At 51.6% G+C, this 18,611-nt stretch carries 13 protein-coding genes; 12 read left to right on the top strand and 1 reads right to left on the bottom strand.

Features of this window, described 5'->3' with window-relative positions; all coding sequences use genetic code 11:
• Nucleotides 1-234: 234 nt before the first annotated feature.
• The 12 genes from HMPREF9453_RS01920 (at nt 235) to HMPREF9453_RS01975 (ending at nt 16,382) form a co-directional block, all read left to right on the top strand.
• Nucleotides 235-744 carry a hypothetical protein gene (locus HMPREF9453_RS01920; protein WP_008858876.1) on the top strand — a complete coding sequence of 170 codons (510 nt, stop codon included), beginning with the start codon at nt 235-237 and terminating at the stop codon, nt 742-744.
• A 33-nt stretch (nt 745-777) separates the two neighbouring features.
• Nucleotides 778-1,470 (top strand): MgtC/SapB family protein, encoded by a 693-nt coding sequence (locus HMPREF9453_RS01925; protein WP_008858877.1) that lies wholly within the window; start codon nt 778-780, stop codon nt 1,468-1,470.
• Nucleotides 1,471-2,337: 867 nt separating this feature from the next.
• Nucleotides 2,338-2,622: an Asp-tRNA(Asn)/Glu-tRNA(Gln) amidotransferase subunit GatC gene (gene gatC / locus HMPREF9453_RS01930; protein WP_008858878.1), complete on the top strand. Its 285-nt coding sequence runs from the start codon at nt 2,338-2,340 to the stop codon at nt 2,620-2,622.
• 12 nt (nt 2,623-2,634) lie between these two features.
• Nucleotides 2,635-4,092, top strand: coding sequence for an Asp-tRNA(Asn)/Glu-tRNA(Gln) amidotransferase subunit GatA (gatA, locus tag HMPREF9453_RS01935; RefSeq protein ID WP_008858879.1), 1,458 nt, complete (start codon nt 2,635-2,637; stop codon nt 4,090-4,092).
• A complete protein-coding gene (gene gatB, locus HMPREF9453_RS01940) occupies nt 4,089-5,534 on the top strand; it encodes an Asp-tRNA(Asn)/Glu-tRNA(Gln) amidotransferase subunit GatB (RefSeq protein ID WP_008858880.1) in 1,446 nt (481 codons plus the stop codon). The genes gatA and gatB overlap by 4 nt, the downstream gene beginning before the upstream one ends.
• On the top strand, nt 5,531-5,869 hold the full coding sequence (locus HMPREF9453_RS01945) for a hypothetical protein (RefSeq protein ID WP_008858881.1): 339 nt from the start codon (nt 5,531-5,533) through the stop codon (nt 5,867-5,869). Before gatB ends, HMPREF9453_RS01945 begins: the two co-directional genes overlap by 4 nt.
• 1,264 nt (nt 5,870-7,133) lie before the next feature.
• Nucleotides 7,134-7,697 (top strand): alkyl hydroperoxide reductase subunit C, encoded by a 564-nt coding sequence (gene ahpC, locus HMPREF9453_RS01950; protein WP_008858883.1) that lies wholly within the window; start codon nt 7,134-7,136, stop codon nt 7,695-7,697.
• Nucleotides 7,698-7,711: 14 nt separating this feature from the next.
• Nucleotides 7,712-9,328: an FAD-dependent oxidoreductase gene (locus HMPREF9453_RS01955; protein WP_008858884.1), complete on the top strand. Its 1,617-nt coding sequence runs from the start codon at nt 7,712-7,714 to the stop codon at nt 9,326-9,328.
• Nucleotides 9,329-10,116: 788 nt separating this feature from the next.
• Nucleotides 10,117-11,082: a class II fructose-bisphosphatase gene (glpX, locus tag HMPREF9453_RS01960; protein ID WP_008858885.1), complete on the top strand. Its 966-nt coding sequence runs from the start codon at nt 10,117-10,119 to the stop codon at nt 11,080-11,082.
• 789 nt (nt 11,083-11,871) lie between these two features.
• Nucleotides 11,872-14,307: a hypothetical protein gene (locus HMPREF9453_RS01965; RefSeq protein WP_008858886.1), complete on the top strand. Its 2,436-nt coding sequence runs from the start codon at nt 11,872-11,874 to the stop codon at nt 14,305-14,307.
• A complete protein-coding gene (locus tag HMPREF9453_RS01970; protein ID WP_008858887.1) occupies nt 14,300-15,691 on the top strand; it encodes a sensor histidine kinase in 1,392 nt (463 codons plus the stop codon). Before HMPREF9453_RS01965 ends, HMPREF9453_RS01970 begins: the two co-directional genes overlap by 8 nt.
• Before the next feature lie 67 nt (nt 15,692-15,758).
• On the top strand, nt 15,759-16,382 hold the full coding sequence (locus tag HMPREF9453_RS01975) for a response regulator transcription factor (RefSeq protein ID WP_008858888.1): 624 nt from the start codon (nt 15,759-15,761) through the stop codon (nt 16,380-16,382).
• 320 nt (nt 16,383-16,702) lie between these two features.
• On the opposite strand, the gene ltrA is transcribed toward HMPREF9453_RS01975, so the two are convergent.
• Complete coding sequence (ltrA, locus tag HMPREF9453_RS01980; protein ID WP_008858889.1) at nt 16,703-18,097, bottom strand: group II intron reverse transcriptase/maturase; 1,395 nt, start codon at nt 18,095-18,097, stop codon at nt 16,703-16,705.
• Nucleotides 18,098-18,611 lie beyond the last annotated feature (514 nt).

Here is an 18,611-nt window from a genome sequence, read left to right on the forward strand (position 1 = left end):
GCGATATGAAAGAAAGGCGAAGCACGTAACGCTGACTTTATACTCATCGCCCAAGAGGGCGATACCACAACCCTCGGGGCCAAAGGCCCCGTCAAACTTAAGAACCCTCCGGCCCGAAAGGGCCGGTCAATCTTAAGAACCTTCCCTTTGAACCCTCTGAACCCTTTGAACCCGGGCGTCGAAGGCGCCTGAACCCTCACACCGCAGGCGCGTCCATTATGAAAGGAGCTATCCATGGCAGAATACCATTTTGATGATTTAGCAAAGAAAGCAGGCATAGGAAACAGTGCTCCCTCTTCTGCATTAAGCCCGGAAAAAGCGGAGCAGGAGATGGGCCGTATGAAATTCCGATTTTCCGTAACCGACGGATACCTTACGGAGAAGGGAGGACAGTTTGACTATGTCTTTGATTTCGCCCGACACACCTTTGAAAGAAGCGACTGGCGAAGCGGGGTGCCGGTGACGGAATCAGGAAAGATTCCCGAAGAGGCAGCGGACCATTTCATCAAGGCTGCCGCCTTTATTCTAACCATTCCTCAAAACCATTTTGTGACAAACACCAAGTCCATGGAAGTGAATACCGATGCCTGGGAGCGGGAAAAGTACGGTCCTATCAAACGGTATACCCGATGCGAGCTCCGCATGGGGGAACGGTTCTTCCGCTGGGTGCCGGAGAAGGATAATGACCATCCTTTTAAGGAACTCTACGCTGCTTTGGCAGCTCTTCGAAGGGCAGTTGATTAAGGAATCATAGGAATATAAGAAAGGAGGGCTATCATGGATGCATTCATCGAATTCTGCCAGTCCTGGACCATGGGCGGCATTGCTGCCCGTCTGTTTTTGGCCACCCTGGCCGGCGTGATTATCGGCATGGACAGGGAGTATAAAAATAAAGGAGCCGGTATAAAGACCCATGCCTTGGTCTGTATCGGCGCCGCTTTGTCCATGATTGTGAATGAATTCATTTTCCGTACCTTCCCTTCCTCCAATACGGATCTGGCCCGTATGGGAGCCCAGGTCATCAGCGGCATCGGATTTCTGGGTGTAGGCACCATCATTGTGACCGGACGAAATGAAGTAAAAGGCCTCACTACCGCCGCCGGCCTGTGGGTCTGTGCCGGCATCGGCCTTGCCGCAGGCATCGGTTTTATCAAAGGCACGATTCTGGCCCTTCTCTTTGTTATCTTCATCCTTCGGGTGCTGGAGCCCATGGACAAGAAACTCCGCGCCCGGTCCCGGGAATTCGACCTTTACGTTGAATTCAAAGACCTGGCATCCATTCATCAGGTGATTGCAGAACTCCGGGACCGAGGCGTCAAAGTATATAACTTCAGCATTTATAAAAGAAGAGAATCCGTCATGTCTCCCGCAGCCACCCTCACCGTCAAAGTCCCTCACCACGGGGAACACGAACTTTTCATCCAGAAGATACGCCACATTGAGGGAATTATATATGCAGAAGAAATATGACACAGAATGGGACAAGCCCTGACGGGCTTGAAGGTTCGGGCGCCATTTGGACAAGCCCCATAGGGGCTTGAGGGTTCTAAAGTTTGACGGGGCTATCGCCCCGAGGGTTCTTAAGTTTGACAGCGGCTTCGCCGCTGAGGGTTGTGGTGGGCGCCGTTAAATTTATAGAAGGCGCCCTCTTATGAAAAAACCTTTACAACCGCCCTGACGGGCGAGGAAATGCAATCCCCCTTTGGTGGCTACGCCACCACCTTTCCGCCCCTTTGGGAAGCGTGTCACTGGATTCTCAGTCGCCTACGGCTCCTTGCGAATCCAGTTCCCTTGCCACCGCAGTTCGGTGGGGCGGCAAAAGGAAAGCGCCTTAATAGGCAGGCTAGGCGCCTTACTTCGCCCCACTTGGAGGTCCTATGCAGGACCTCCACAGGGGACTACAAGGCTCCGCGAAGCCATGTACTCATAAGTCGCTCTACTTTAAGCACGGGTTGTTCTGCCACCGCTTGCGGGGGAAGTCCGGAGAAGCCGGAAAGGGGGAGGCGAGCGCAGCGGCTAATCACCAGAATGCCAATCAAGCCCTATGACACAGAAAAGCAAATCCCGTAACGCTGACTTCATAAGCATTGCCCAAAGGGCAATCCACAACCCTCGGCCCGAAGGGCCGTCAAACTTAAGAACCCTTGGGCCGAAGGCCCATCCATCTTAAGAACCTTTTTCCTATGAACCCTCTGAACCCTGTGAACCCTATGAACCCGGGCCACAGAGTGGCCCCCTGCCTCATAGCGGCCCTATTCCATGTGTGATATAATTGAAAAGGATTTTTTATATCATAAATGCTTGATTAAGATCATGATTGATTAAGGAAGTGTGTCTATGAAAATTACCACCGAAGAAGCAAAGAAGATAGCCCTTCTTTCCCGCCTGGAATTCTCTCCGGAGGATCTGGAGAAGATGCGTGATTCCATGAACAGCATTCTGACCTATATGGAAGAGCTGAATCAGTACGACACCACCGATGTGGCGCCTATGGTTCATGCGGTGGAGCAGTACAATGTGATGCGGGAGGACGTTCCCCATACATCGTTTACCAATGAGGAAGCACTGATGAACGCGCCGGACGCTGAGGACGGCTATTTCAAAGTGCCCAAGATTATTTAAGGAGGAAATAGAGTGGGTTATACGATTCATGAACTCCATGAGCAGCTGGTGAAGAAGGAAATCTCCGCTGTAGAACTGACGAAGAAAATCATGGCTCACCGTGACGCTGTGGAAGGGGACATTCATGCCTACCTTTCCACCAGTGACAAGGCGGCTCTTGAAACGGCTGCTCGGGTGGATGAGAAGATTGCTAAGGGTGAGAAAATTTCTGACCTGGCCGGCATCCCCGGAGCTATTAAGGATAATATGTGCATCAAAGGAGAAACCTGCACCGCTGCGTCCAAAATGCTGGAACACTGGGTGTCTCCCTATGACGCCACAGTCATTGAAAAGCTGAAGAAAGAGGATTTCATTTCTCTGGGCAAGACAAACATGGATGAATTTGCCATGGGCTCTTCCACGGAAAGGTCTGCTTTCGGCCCGTCCCGTAATCCTTGGAATACAGACTATGTGCCAGGCGGCTCCTCCGGCGGTTCCGCTGCCGCTGTGGCAGCTACGGAAGCCATCTGGTCTCTGGGCTCCGATACCGGCGGATCCATTCGCCAGCCTGCTTCTTTCAACGGCATTGTAGGCCTGAAGCCTACCTATGGCCTGGTATCCCGCTACGGCCTTCTGGCCTTTGCTTCCTCCCTGGACCAGATCGGACCTTTGACGAAGGACGTTACCGATGCTGCCATCGTGCTGAATGCCATTGCAGGCCATGATGAAAGGGATTCCACATCCATTCCCCAGGAAAAGAAGGACTATAGAAAAGCCCTGGTTCGGGATGTGAAGGGCATGCGCATCGGCGTGCCGAAGGAATTCTTCGGAAAAGGCATTAAACCGGAAACAAAGGAAGCCATCGACAAGGCCCTTGCTTTCTATGAAAAGGAAGGCGCTGAAATCGTGGACGTTTCCATTCCCCATATCAACAGCGGCGTATCGGTGTACTACATCATCGCCCCGGCAGAAGCCAGCTCCAACCTGGCCCGCTATGACGGCGTCAGCTACGGTTTCCGCGCAGAAGGCAAAGATATCATCGACATGTATATCAAAACCAGAAGCCAGGGCTTTGGCGAAGAAGTGAAACGGCGTATCATGCTGGGCAACTACGTTCTCTCTGCCGGCTACTACGATGCGTACTACCTGAAGGCCTTGAAGGTCCGTACCCTTCTGAAACAGGAATTTGACGAAGCCTTCAAGAAATGTGACGTTATCGCCGCTCCTTCCGCTTCCGGCACCTCCTTCAAATTCGGCGCTTTCTCGGATCCCCTGTCCCTGTACATGGAAGATATCTGCACCGTTCCGGTGAACCTGATCGGCGCACCGTCCATCAGCATTCCGGTAGGATTCAAAGATGACCTCCCCCTGGGCATGCAGCTCATCGGCAGGACTCTGGGAGAAGAAACCATTCTCCAGGCAGCCTACACCTTTGAACAGGCTCATCCGGAATTCACAAGAACCGCACCGAAAGGAGAAATCAAGGAATGAAGTACGAAGCAGTGATTGGCCTGGAAGTTCATACAGAACTCCAGACAAAAACGAAAATTTTCTGCAGCTGCAGGACATCCTTCGGTGCAGACCCCAATACCAACGTATGCCCCGTATGCCTGGGACTGCCGGGAGTCCTTCCGGTACTGAATAAGAAAGTGCTGGAATATGCGGTGAGAGCAGGACTTGCGCTGAACTGTGAAATTTCCCGTTTCAGCAAATTTGACCGTAAAAATTACTATTACCCGGATCTTCCCAAAAACTTCCAGACTTCCCAGTTTGATCTGCCTATCTGCGAACATGGTTACCTGGACGTAGAAGTGGAAGGGGAGAAGAGACGGATCCGCATTACCCGGGCTCACATGGAAGAAGATGCAGGGAAACTGGTGCATCACGGCACCTCCATTACCGACTCCGACTACTCCCTGGTGGACTACAACCGCACAGGCACCCCGCTCCTTGAAATCGTATCGGAACCGGATATGCGCTCTGCCAAAGAAGCAGTGGCCTACATGGAAAAAATGAGGGCTATCCTCCAGTATGTGGGTATTTCCGACTGCCGTATGGAAGAAGGAAGCCTGCGCTGCGACGCCAACGTTTCTGTCCGCCCGGTAGGTCAGAAAGAACTGGGTACCAAGACAGAAATCAAGAACATCAACTCCTTCAAAGGCGTAGAAAGAGCCATCGAATACGAAGCCATGCGTCAGGCAGAACTGCTGGAAGACGGCGGCAAAGTGGTACAGGAAACCCGTACATGGGATGAAAAAGAAGGGGTCACCAAGAGCATGCGTACCAAGGAAGAAGCCAACGATTACCGCTACTTCCCGGAACCGGACCTGGTACCTTTCACCGTAAGCGATGAATACATCGAAAACATCCGCAAATCCCTGCCGGAACTGCCGGATGCCAGAAAAGAAAGATACATGAAAGAATTCGGCCTCTCCTCTGAAGATGCTGTCTTCATGACCAACGACAAAGCCACTGCCGACTACTTCGAAGCAGCTGTAGACGCCGGTGCTGATCCCAAAGCCTGCGTGAACTGGCTCATGGGCGAATTCGCCAGCCAGCTCTCTACTGATGGTATCGAAATTGCCAAAGCTCCCGTGAGCGCTGAAAACCTGGCAGCCCTTCTGAAACTGATTTCCAAGGGCACCATTTCCGGTAAAATCGCTAAGAAAGTCTTTGCCACCATGTGGAAAGAAGGCGGAAATCCGGAAGAAATCGTCAAAGCCCAGGGCCTCGTCCAGATTTCCGATACCGCTGAACTTTCGAAGCTGGTAGACGAAGTGGTAGGAAAGAACCCCAAAGCCGTGGAAGACTTCAAGGCAGGCAAGAAAAAAGCCGTCGGCGCTCTGGTAGGCCAGATCATGAAAGCCACCAAAGGCAAAGCCAACCCAAGAGTCATCAACGAACTGTTAAATAAGAAACTGCAATCCTTATGAATGACACCGACAAAACAAAGGAAGACACCGGCGTTCACGAAGAACCGAGAGTCATGAGCAGAGACGACGTCCATGACTATGAGGGCCTTACCCTGAACGAAGACGGAAAAGAAGAGAAACAGGAAGAAGAGTACGGATACACCATCCACATCCGCCGCTTCAGCCTTAAAAATATTCCCTTCTGGAAAAAAGCCCTCTTCGCCCTGGGCCTTGTGGCCTGTGCCGCCATCTTCCTCATGCTGGCCATAGCCGCTGCCTACTTTATCGTAGTAGGCGGCGCCATCGTCCTGGTGGCAGGAGCTGTGGTCTACCTTCTGAAGAAATACATACTGTGAAAAAGCCTCCCGAAAGGGAGGTTTTTTAGATTCTTAAGAGAAGGGGGGGAGAGATTTAGTGAGCTGCTTATGAAAGGACTGCTTTTCAGAGCTTTATTCTGTCCCCCGGATGGGGTGGCAAGGGAACACGATTCGTAAGGGAGCAAAGCGACCTGAGAATCGTGTGACACGCTTTCCCGTGGAGAAAGTCCGGCGCAGCCGGATAAGGGGGAGCCGCGTAGCGGCTAATCACCAGAATGCCAATCAAGCCCTATGACACAGAAAAGCCAATCCCGTAACGTTCTTGCGTCCCCTTTAGGGGAAGAGGGCCACGAAGTGGCGAAGGGATGTACAAGGGTAAGAATGATTATGACACTCGATATGGACGTGACCGCCGAAAGGCGGCATTATAATACTCATTGCCCCCTAAAGGGGAAACGACTCACTACATTTTGCGCGTCGCTCCGCTCAGGGGGCCGCCGATTGGCGGTCAGGAAAATGATAGAGTGTCATATCCCTGCTCAAACCCGTACACCCTTTCCCGCTTCGCGGGACTTCCCCTCAAGGGGAAACGAGAAAATAGGTGGCACTGGATATTGTGTCATATATGACACAGACAGCCAATCCCGTAACGCTCCTTGCGTCCCCTTTAGGGGAAGAGGGCCACGAAGTGGCGAAGGGTGTGCAAGCGAACTGGATTCATAGGGGAGAGAAGCGACCCGCGAATCCAGTGAGACGCCATCCAGCGAAGTCGGTGTAGACGAGGGTAAGAATGATTATGATACTCGATGTGGACGTGACCGCCGAAAGGCGGCATTATAATACTCATCGCCCGGTAGGGCGATACCACAACCCTCGGGCCGAAGGGCCGTCAAACTTAAGAACCCTCCGGCCCATAGGGCCGGTCCATCTTAGGAACCCTCCCTCATAACGCTGACTTTATAAGCATTGCCGCAGAGCGGCAATCCACAACCCTCGGGGCCAAAGGCCCCGTCAAACTTAAGAACCCTTGGGCCCGAAAGGGCCCATCAATCCTAAGAACCTTTTCCGCAACCCTTCTGCACAACCCGCCGCCGTCAGGCGGCCACAACCCTCGGGGCGAAGCCCCGTCAACCCTCACGCCCACAGGGCGTGTTTATAAACTTTTCTTTTTTCTTACCAAAACCATATTGAAATTTACAGATATGCATGATATAATACTTTCAGAAAGTTAAATATGCTTCGCCAATCATGAATACAGTGGCGAGCAAATTCAGTATTATATATTTCCAAGGAGGAAACAATTATGTCTTTAAACGGTAAGAAAATCAGCGAATTCCAGGTAAAAGCTTATCAGAACGGTGATTTCATCGATGTAAGCGACAAGGACCTCATTGGCAAGTGGAGCGTTCTCTTCTTCTATCCGGCAGACTTTACCTTTGTATGCCCCACAGAACTGGAAGATCTCCAGAACAAATATGATGAATTCAAGAAAATCGGATGCGAAATCTACTCCGTATCCTGCGATACCCATTTCGTTCACAAAGCATGGCATGAATCTTCCGAACGTATCGGCAAGGTAGAATTCCCCATGATCGGCGACCCCACTGGCAAGCTGTCCAAGGATCTGGACATCTATATCGAAGCGGAAGGTCTCACCGAAAGAGGCACCTTTGTTATCAACCCGAAGGGTGAAGTAGTGCTTTATGAAGTCAGCGCAGGCAACATCGGCCGCAATGCTGATGAACTTCTTCGCAAGGTAGAAGCTGCTCAGTTTGTTTACGAACACGGCGATGAAGTATGCCCCGCTAAATGGCATCCGGGCGAAAAGACCCTGAAACCGTCCTTTGATCTGGTTGGCAAGTTATAATTTCAGGAGGCATCATGGATACAGTTTATGATGCCATAATAGTAGGCGGAGGACCGGCAGGGCTCTCCGCCGCTATTTATATGGCAAGGGCACGGTTTCATGTGCTGGTCATCGAAAAAGAAAAGATGGGCGGCCAGATTACCATTACATCGGAAGTTGTCAACTACCCCGGCATTTTCCATACCAGCGGTGAGAAACTGACTTCTGAAATGATCCGACAGGCTAAAGCCTTCGGCGCCGAATTTCTCTCTGCTGATGTGACAGGCCTTGAACTGGAAGGAGACTATAAGACCGTCCATACCAGCCGCGGCGACTTCAAAGCTCTCGGTATCATTTATGCCGGCGGCGCTCATCCCAGACTGGCAGGCTTTACGGGAGAAACAGAATTCCGGGGCCATGGCGTAGCCTACTGTGCTACCTGCGACGGCGAATTTTTCACCGGCCGCACTATCTTCGTCATTGGCGGCGGTTATGCAGCTGTGGAAGAGGGCCTCTTCCTCACAAAGTACGGAAAGAAGATTATCATGGTTATCCGGGGAGATGATTTCTCCATCGACTCCGCTGCCGTGGAAGAATTGAAAGAACATCCCCAGGTTACCATTCTCTACCACACCCAGGTGGAAAAGGTGGAAGGGGACAGCGCTGTCCGCCGGGTAGTACTGAAAGACAGGAAAACCGGTGAAGAAACGGTGTATACTGCAGATGACGGCGATTTCTACGGTGTCTTCGTCTTTGTAGGCTATGCGCCGGAAAACGGCCTTCTCCAGGGCAAAGTGGACCTGAATCCCCAGGGCTATGTCATTACCGACCGGGACCAGAAAACAAATATTGATGGCGTCTATGCTGCCGGAGATATCTGCGTGAAAAACCTCCGCCAGGTGGTGACCGCCGTATCTGATGGTGCCGTGGCAGCTACTTCCCTGGAAAAATACCTGGGCAGCCAGTACAGAAAACTTCACATGAAACGGACCTACGTGAAGAAAATAGAACCCAAAGAGGAACCCAAAGCAGAGGCAGCGAAAGCAGAAGAAGGTGCCTTCCTGGACGACGATACCAGAGGAGCCCTGAAGCCGGTGCTGGACCGCTTCGAAAAGCCAATTACCCTTCGTCTCTACAAAGACGATAGCGAACTTTCCTACGAAGATGAAAAGCTCCTGAAAGAACTGGCATCCCTTTCCGATAAGGTGTCCTATGAAATGAAAAACGCTGAGCCGGGACTGGAACACACCATCTCCATTGTCAGAAACGACGGCACCGAAGCAGGCCTCTACTTCCACGGCGTCCCCGGCGGTCATGAATTCAACTCTTTCATCCTGGCCATGTACAATACCGCCGGTCCAGGACAGGATATAGGTGAAGATAATGAAAAGCGCATTGCTGCCATTCAGGATAAGAAAGACGTGACCATTGCCGTCTCCCTCTCCTGCACCATGTGCCCCGACCTGGTAGCCGCGGCAGAACGCATCGCCGCCGCCAGCGATAAAGTCACAGTCCACGTCTATGACCTGGCCCACTATCCGGACCTCCAGAACAAATACAACATCATGAGCGTCCCCTGTCTCATCGTCAATGACAAAGACATTCACTTCGGCAAAAAAGGTGTTGCCGAACTGCTGGATATTCTGGGATAAAATAAAAACCTGCTCTTCGGGGCAGGTTTTTTATATGGACAAGCCCCTATGGGGCTTGAGGGTTGACGGCCCGCTGGGCCGAAGGTTCTTAAGGGGCTTAAGTTTGACGCGCCTCTGGCGCGAGGGTTGTTGTAGGGCGCCTATGAATTGATAGAAGGCGCCAGTTTGTATAAAACCATACAACCGCCCTGCGGGCGAGGAAATGCAATCCCCCTTTGGTGGCTGGCGCCACCACCTTTCCCCCTCTTCGAGGGGGCACTATGGGTGCTTAGCTATGGAGCCATGTCTCTGCAGGAAAGCATAGAAACCTATTCTGCCCCCGCTTGCGGGGGAAGTCCGGTGCAGCCGGATAGGGGGTGTATCTGCCGAAGGCAGATAATTCACCAGAATGCTTATCATGTTATATGATACTGAAAGTAAATCCCGTAACGTTCTTGCGTCCCCTTTAGGGGAAGAGGGCCACGAAGTGGCGAAGGGGTGGACGGTGGTAAGAATGATTATGATACTCGATGTGGACGTGACCGCCGAAAGGCGGCATTATAATACTCATCGCCCGTAAGGGCGATACCACAACCCTCGGGCCCGAAGGGCCGTCAAACTTAAGAACCCTCCGGCCGTCAGGCCGGTCAATCCTAAGAACCTTTTTCCACAACCCTTTGAACCTTCTGAACCCGGGCCGCTCCGCGGCCCCAATAAAAAAATAATAAATGTATACTCCATTTTTCTTTTAAATGTGATACAATAAGAACAACTGTGAAAGAGAAAGTATACTATTGTGGAGGCATACAATGAACAGACAACTTTCTATGGAATTTGTAAGAATCACGGAACAGGCAGCTCTTCGGAGCGGCCGCCTCATGGGCGTAGGCGATAAGGAAGGCGCTGACCAGGCTGCTGTGGACGGCATGCATGAACAGTTTGCCAAGACTCCCGTTTCCGGTACCGTAGTCATCGGCGAAGGGGAAATCGATGAAGCGCCCATGCTCTATATCGGCGAACATGTAGGTGCCGGCGGAGAAGAAGTGGATATTGCTGTAGATCCCGTGGAAGGCACCAACCTGGTAGCCAAGGGACAGAATGGCGCCATTGCCGTACTGGCCATTGCGCCCAAAGGCTGCCTGCTTCATGCACCGGATATGTACATGCAGAAAATCTGCGTAGGCCCCCGTGCGAAAGGCCGCATCGATATCAATGCATCGGTGACTGAAAACCTGAAAAACGTGGCTGATGCCATGGATCGTGAAATTTCCGACCTTACTGTTGTCATTCTGGACCGGGAAAGACATGAAAAGATTATCCGCGAAGCCAGAGCGGCCGGTGCCCGCATCCGCCTCATCACTGACGGCGACGTAGTCCCCTCCATCGACTGCGGCATCCAGGGAAGCGGCATCCACATGGTACTTGGCTCCGGCGGTGCGCCGGAAGGCGTCCTTTCTGCGGTAGGCCTCAAATGCCTGGGCGGCGATATGCAGGCCAAACTCCTTCCCCATACGGAAGAAGAAGTGAAACGGCTCCATGCCATGGGCATTGACGACCCCAACAAAGTCCTCACACTGGATGACCTGGTCAAAGGCGACGACTGCATCTTCTCCGAAACAGCCATCACCGACTGCGCCATGCTGAGAGGAGTCCGCTACTTCGGCGGCGGCGCAAGAACCTCTACCCTGGTCCTCCGCTACAAAACCGGTACCGTCCGTTTTGTAGACACCATCCACCGTTTCGGCGACCCCAAACCGGCTGTCCGCCTCTGGTAATGATGAAATAAAAAACAGCTCTCCTGCGGGAGGGCTGTTTTTTTATGGAAGCCGCAGCCGGGAAGGGGGAGGCGCGTAGCGGCTAATCACCAGAATGCTCATCATGCCATATGACACAGAAGGGCCAGTTCCGTAACGCTGGCTTCTTATGGACAAGCCCCCTTTGGAGCTTGAGGGTTCTAAAGTTTGACGGGGCTATCGCCCCGAGGGTTCTTAAGTTTGACAGCGGCCATGCCGCTGAGGGTTGTGGTGGGCGCCTTTAAATTATAGAAGGCGCCCTCTTATGATAAAATCTTGACAACCGCCCTGCGGGCGAGAAAATGCAATCCCCCTTTGGTGGCTGCGCCACCACCTTTCCCCCGCAAGCGGGGGCACTACAAAACTCCGCGAAGCCATGTACTCATAAATCGCTCTACTTTAAGCACGGGTTGTTCTGCTCCCGCCTGCGGGGGAAGTCCGGCGCAGCCGGAAAGGGGGAGGCGAGCGCAGCGAGCCAGTCAGCAGAATGCTTATTATGTCATATGACACTAAAAGTAAATCCCGTAACGCTGACTTTATAAGCATTGCCCGTAAGGGCAATCCGCAACCCTCGGGCCCAAAGGGCCCGTCAAACTTAAGAACCCTCCGGCCTGAAAGGGCCGGTCAATCTTAAGAACCCTTCCCTCTGAACCCTCACGCCCGAAAGGGCGTGCCCATCCCTGTACTAAAGTACAGTTTTTTTCTTCTTTTTTTCTGCTATACTTAAAATATCAGAGAGTGTTTTACTTGCCTTACACAGGGAGGGAGACCATGAGGAAGGAATGGATTTTTGGGAGAATGGCCTTTTGCATAGCCCTGCTTTTATTTCTTCTTTCCCCTCTGGCTATGGCCATGGATATTGTGTATGACGGCAGGCTGGGGGACGGATACGGGAAAGTGCTGTCCATGGAGGAGGGGCTTTCTTCTTTCCATGTGAGGAAGAACAGCAGCTATGTGCTTGAAATCATGAATCAGGACGATGTGGCAGCGGTGGAGACCTACGATTTCCAGGCCCGATCTCTTATGACAAACCGGATCATGCCTCTGTACTGGTATCCCCACTATACGGTGACCATGGTGCTGGCGGTGGCAGACGGGATTCCCTATGAGGTGAAGGACTGGAAAGATCTGACAGTGTATCCGCTGACCGTAGGAATTCCGGTGGATACGGTGACCAGGGATCTTTCCATGATGAGCTTTTCCTATGGCCTTTCCGGTGAAATGGATCTGTCTGCCGGAGTCGAGGCTTTGAAAAAGATACATCAGGAGGGACGTCTTCGACTGGATGCCCGCTATGCGCCTGGCTATTACCTGCAGACCAGCCGCCGTGAGGAAGCGGATGTGTATATTGTTCCCGATGTGGAGGCGAGGCGCTGGGTTTGGGAAGGCAGGCCTTTTCATCTGGTATATCCAAAGAGGGGGACCCTGTCTTTCAAGAAAGGACTTCTTTCCAGGGAGCCTCTTCTCCTCAATGAAAAGCAGATAGAGAGCCGTCTCTGGCAGGAGGGCTATTCACAGAGCTATCACGGAAGGACCATCCGCTACGAGGAAACGGCCGGTTTCCTTAAGGAAATGGATGATGCAGGCTATTATTTGAAATTTAAGATCCTGGCGCCCTATTCCCTGTATGCACTGGTCTCCATTCCCAATCATATACTCTATTTTTCCATGCTTTTTCTGACGATTATCTGGGGCAGGCGCCTTCGAAGGCGTATGAAGGGGACGGAAGGGGAGTGGATCATCCTTTTCATGGTGATTCTCTGCTTCTTCTGGCTTTTTTTCCGCAGTATCATTGCCGCTCTTCCTGTGGAAATGATCACCATACGCCGGTATAACTGGTATTCCTACTATGTATATATGGCTCTTCTGACCACTCTCATTCTTTGTCTGGCTGTAACCGGCTCCAGAGGCCGGGGGCAAGGCAGCTGGCCTTTGTGGCTGAAGGGGACGGCGCTCCTGAATGTGTCGCTGGCCCTTGTGATTATGACCAATGATTTTCACGGCGCTGCCTTTTCATTTCCTGAAGGCCTTCCAAGCGCCCCGGATATCCATATCTATCGGTGGGGATACTATGCCCTCTCGGCGGCTTATGCAGGAGAGCTGCTGGTCCTGGTGTTCTACCTTATCCGCAGGGCAGTGAAAAACCATGTGGGAAATATAAAAATCTTTCTGCCGGTGGCAGAGCTTATTCTCTACCTTCTTTATGTGGCCGCCTATGCCCTGGGCATGAAAGTGGCTGTGGCTACCGACTTTACACTGATTACTATCTTCTCCTTCTTCCTGTGGATAGAATGGATGATTGACTCCCATATGATAGAAGGAAACGGCAGCTATGAAGATTTCTTCAACTATTCTTCCCTGGCCCTTGCCATCACAGACAGCAGGGGGAGGACCCTGTATCACTCCGTAGGACCAAGAATGAGGAAAGAGGACTGTGAAGTGAAGATTCTTCCGGTGCAGGGCGGGACAGCCCTTTGGTATCGAAATGTGAAGGAAATCAGGGAAAAAAGGCGGCAGATGGGCCTTGTGAATCAGGCCCTTCGCCGCACAGCGGACATGCTGGAAAAGGAAGGTGCCCTCAGGCGTTCCTATATCCGTTTGGCTGCGGAATGGAAGATTTATAGAGAATTGGAAACCATTGTGAAGAGAAAAAGCCGTCTCATCCTTCGTCATGCCTCTTTCCTGCAGCATGCCCGGCCGGGAAACGAGGCGGACGAAGCGGTATTCCGGCTGAATGTGCTGGCCTGCTATGTAAAAAGGCGGTGCATCCTTTTCCTCAAAGGAGCGGAAGGTGGAAAGGTGGACTGCCGGGATTTCCAAATGGCAGCGGAAGAACTGTTCCGCTACCTCTCTCCCCGGGGCATCCGTGCCGTCCTTCATTCCGAAGGGGCGGTGGGCATCCTTCCTGCCTCTTCTGTCCTTACCTTCTATGATTTTCTGGAAGAATACCTGGAAGGTGCAGTCCTGGCCGGGGCGGTTCATATTTCCTGCCATCTGGATGTCCATCCCCATGGCAGCCGTCTCTCCCTGATGGCAGGAGAATCTTACTGGGTGGAATCTTTCATGAAGGATATGGAAAGGGACAGTCGGTTCACGAAAGATGGTATATCCATAGGCACCAGGGACCTTGGATACAGCCTCTGCGCGGAAATCTGCATCACATATCCTGAAGAGAAAACCGGGAGAAAGGAGAAGGACCATGGCTAATCTGTACATACTGCCGGACTCCTGGCTCATCGCCCTGACCCTCTGGACATTCCTCTCTCTGGCAGCGGAGTCCTTCCTTGTTTATTACCAGAGCCCCCTTCCTTCTTTTCAAAATACCAGGCAGAGACTGGTGGAAGGGGCGCAGCTCCTGGTGCTTCTCCTGATTTTTGACCTTCTCCATGACGGCATGGACGGTCACAGCACCGGCGTTACCATGATGACATACCATGAAGCGCTGAGGACGGTGCTGGTAGTCCTTACCTCAGCCCTTTTTCTATACGGCGGAAAAGAGGACAAAAGAAATTATATTCTCTCCGCCGCCTCCTTCCTCATCCTTCCTCTTCTGGACAGCATCCTTCCCTTAAACCTGATGCTCATGCTCCTCATATGCAATGTAAGGGAGGCTGTCCTCATTTCCCAGTCCTACCGCCAATACCATGAAGGCCTCACCAGCCTTGCCATAGAAGAAGCCATCAATAAAATGCCCGAAGGCATCTTCCTTACCCGGGAAGGAGGAGAGCCGGTGCTCATCAATAACGCCATGAAGCAGTACATGGCGGACATCCTTGGAAAAAATGTGGCCAACGGCCGCCTTTTCTGGGAGGAAATAGGGAAAAGAGGGGAAATCTTTGAAGAGAAAGATGAAATCATCTGCCGCCTTGAAGATGGCAGAATCATCCGATTCACCAGAGAACCCTTCACCACACCCACCGGCTTCGGATGGCAGATCACCGCCGCTGATATTACGGAACTGGAACAGATGAACCGGCAGCTCTACGAAAAGAATGAAGCCCTGCGGAAACAGAACGAAAAAATGAAAGATCTGCTGGACATACTGGTGCCCCTGGAAAGCAGAGAAGCCCTCCGCACCATCCGTTTCAAAATCCACGACATGATGGGCCAGCGTATCAGCTGCCTCCAGCAGATCCTGAACAACAGGGACTATAAAAACTACGGTTCCATAGGCCGCATGCTCTCCCGCCTCCTGGAAGACATGGAAAAAGAAATCAAAGTGAAACCGGACCTCATCCTCACAGAACTCCTTGGCACCTATGAAAGCCTGGGCATCCGATTTCATATCAAGGGAAAACTTCCTGAAGGTGCAAAGGGCAGCCTTTTCGTGGAAATCCTCCGGGAAGCGGCGGTAAACGCCATTATCCACGGCAAAGCAGATGAAATCACAGTGACCTTCGAAGAAGAAAATCGCTATGCCATGACCGTCACCGACAACGGCACGGGCAGCAGCGGCCCCTTGAAAGAAGGCGGAGGACTTTCCTCCATCAGAACCAGGGTAGAAAAAGAAAAGGGCACCATGGCATACACCACCGGATGCCCCTTTATCCTCAAAGTCACTATTCCCGTCAACGACAGCCTTTCCTCATAAACGGTAGAAAATTTTAAAATTGACGCCTGCCTTTTCTATGATATGATAAAGAAAAGGGGGGTGTCCTATGATACGGGTAATGATTGTAGATGACCAGAGGATCCTGCTGGAAGGCCTGCTCCATCTATTTGAAAAAACGGGAAAAATCGAAGTCGTGAAAATCCTGCAGCTCTCCGAAGTGGCAGAAGTGGCCGCCCAGGTTCTGCAGCCCGACATCATCCTCATGGATATCTGCATGGAAGGCCGTACCAGCGGCATTGAAGTTACCAGACGCATCAAAAAAGCACTTCCCAGGCAGAAAATCATCATCATGACCGGCTTCGCTGACGTCCATTTCGTGGAAATGGCCCGCGAGGCAGGAGCAGACAGCTTCATCTACAAAGAAAGCAGCGCCGCCGACTTCGTGGACACCATGGAACGCACCCTTAAAGGAGAGCACCTCTTCCCCGACGTGAAAGAACGAACCACCTTCGGCCTCCATCACGCCCGCCTCACCAAAAGAGAACTGGATATCCTCCGCCTGGTATGCAGAAACAAATCCTACCAGGAAATCGCCGACACCCTCCACATCTCCCGAAGCACCGTGAGCTTCCACGTAAGCAACATGCTTGCCAAAACAGGCCATAAAAACCTGGTCGGCCTGGCCGTAGAAGCCGCAGAAAAAGGCTACGTCGCCAATACAGACAAATAAAAAATCCGCCGAAAGGCGGTTTTTTATTGGGGACACTGAAAGTAAATCCCGTAACGTTCTTGCGTCCCCTTTAGGGGAAGAGGGCCACGAAGTGGCGAAGGGGTGGACGAGGGTAAGAATGATTATGATATTCTTATTCTATGTCTTATCGCCCTAAAGAGGAAACGACTCACTACATTTTGCGCGTCGCTCCGCTCAGGGGGCCGCCGATTGGCGGTGAGGAAAATGATAGAGTGTCATATCCCTGCTCAAACCCGTAATCGAGTAGAGATTATTCATCCCTCTCACACCACCGTACGTACCGTTCGGTATACGGCGGTTCAATTCCTTGGGCAGATTATATTCTCATAGCATTGTTTTAGACCGATGAATCCAGCTTTCTCCAGTATCCTGTTTGTCACTGAAGTCATCATTATCTGGCTATGAGCTATGCGCCAGTATCCTTTCTGACTCTTTCCCCACTTGAATGCAAGTCTCCATGGAACATGCAGTCGGAGCAGTGCATCTATCCGTGTGGATATGTTCTTCCACTGCTTCCATATGCACATTCGTATACGAGACCTTACCCATCCATCAAGACCTGCTATCCGTGTCAGGTCTGCTATTCCATAATAGCCAACCCATCCACGATTATATTCATTCGTTTTGTGGATAATCTCTCTTGCGCCCCTGCCTTTGCTACGACCTGTCAGACTTTTCAATTTCCTCTTCAACTTGGCTACTGAGTTCGGATGAGGCATTAGTTTAACCTCTTTCCCTCTTTTGGTCACCGAGAATCCAAGAAATTTAAAGTCCGGCGTTTTATAGATGCTGATTGCTTTGCTCTTTTCTCTGTTTACCTTAAGCCTCCGCCGGGTTTCCAGATACTTAGTACTGCTTTTCAGCAGTCTTTCTGCCGCTCTTTGGCTTTTGGCCAGTATGAGGATGTCGTCGGCGTATCTGACGATACGTACGCCTCTCCCCTCAAACTCTTTGTCGAATGGAGTCAGATAGATATTTGCCAGCAATGGGGACAGGTTCCCACCTTGCGGTGAGCCTTCTTCTGTGCGTTGTTTCAATCCCTTGACCATGACTCCGCTTTTCAGAAATTTCTTGATGAGTTCGATGACTCTTTTATCCGAAATGTCCTGTCTCAGCATATTCATCAGCAGTTCATGGTTGATGGTGTCGAAGTATTTAGAAAGGTCGAGTACGCATGCGTATTCATATCCTTCTTCTACACTCCGCTTTACCACTTCCATTGCCTGCCGGGCCCCTCTATGAGGCCGGTATGCAAAACTGCATTCTGCAAATTTGCACTCATAGAAGGGCATGAGGATTTGTGCGGTCGCCTGTTGTAATACTCTGTCTTTAACAATGGGTATTCCAAGCTTCCTCTTTCCTCCTTTGTTGTCCTTCGGGATTTCTACTCGCCGCACAGGGAGTGGCTTGTAGGTTCCGTTCAGGATACTTGCAATCCATTCCTCTCCATGCTCTGCGTACCATTCGGGGTATTCCTTCACAGTCATATTGTCTATGCCGGGTGCCCCGTTATTGGCTTTTACTCGCTGATAGGCATCGTAGAGATTACCTCTGTTCACAATGCGCTCCAGTGTGATTCTGCTTGCCATTTCTTCCATTTCCCGAGGACCGTGCTCGACGCTCCTTGTTGTATCTTCGTCAGTTCCACTATTTTCCAACCGGTAGCCAGTTTGTAAACTGTATTCTGTTTTCATCACACGTTCCTCCTTTCATGATTTACTTTGGCCGGAATTGTTCGGTCCTTTCCGCTTTTGCGGTACTATGACCTCTGCTGACTTCTCATGACAAATCTTTTCCAACCGTCTCCGCCCGGTCCAGATATACGACCTATCACTGCTTTGACGTCCATGAGACCTCCCCGGGTAAGAGTGTAATCTTTCACCTCATCTATCCGCTTTATTTACAAAGCCTGGCCAAGACCATCGTTGGACTTCAGCATAGGTGGCTGCCTCATCCTGTCAGACTCTGCCTTCGTATAAAGTTTCTATTCGTCGGACCAAGGTTTTGCCTCCGGCTTCCTTCAGACCCCACCTCACGGTGGACCCCTTGCCATTGGCTGTGTGCTTGTTATGGTCATACCGCACTAGGGACTTTCACCCATTAGATTACACCCATGCCGGGCGCACCACCCTTTCCCGCTTCGCGGGACTTCCCCTCAAGGGGAAACGAGAAAATAGGTGGCACTGGATATTGTGTCACATATGACAC

The sequence above is a fragment of the Dialister succinatiphilus YIT 11850 genome (genome assembly GCF_000242435.1).
In the GTDB taxonomy this organism is placed as follows: Bacteria; Bacillota; Negativicutes; order Veillonellales; family Dialisteraceae; genus Dialister; species Dialister succinatiphilus.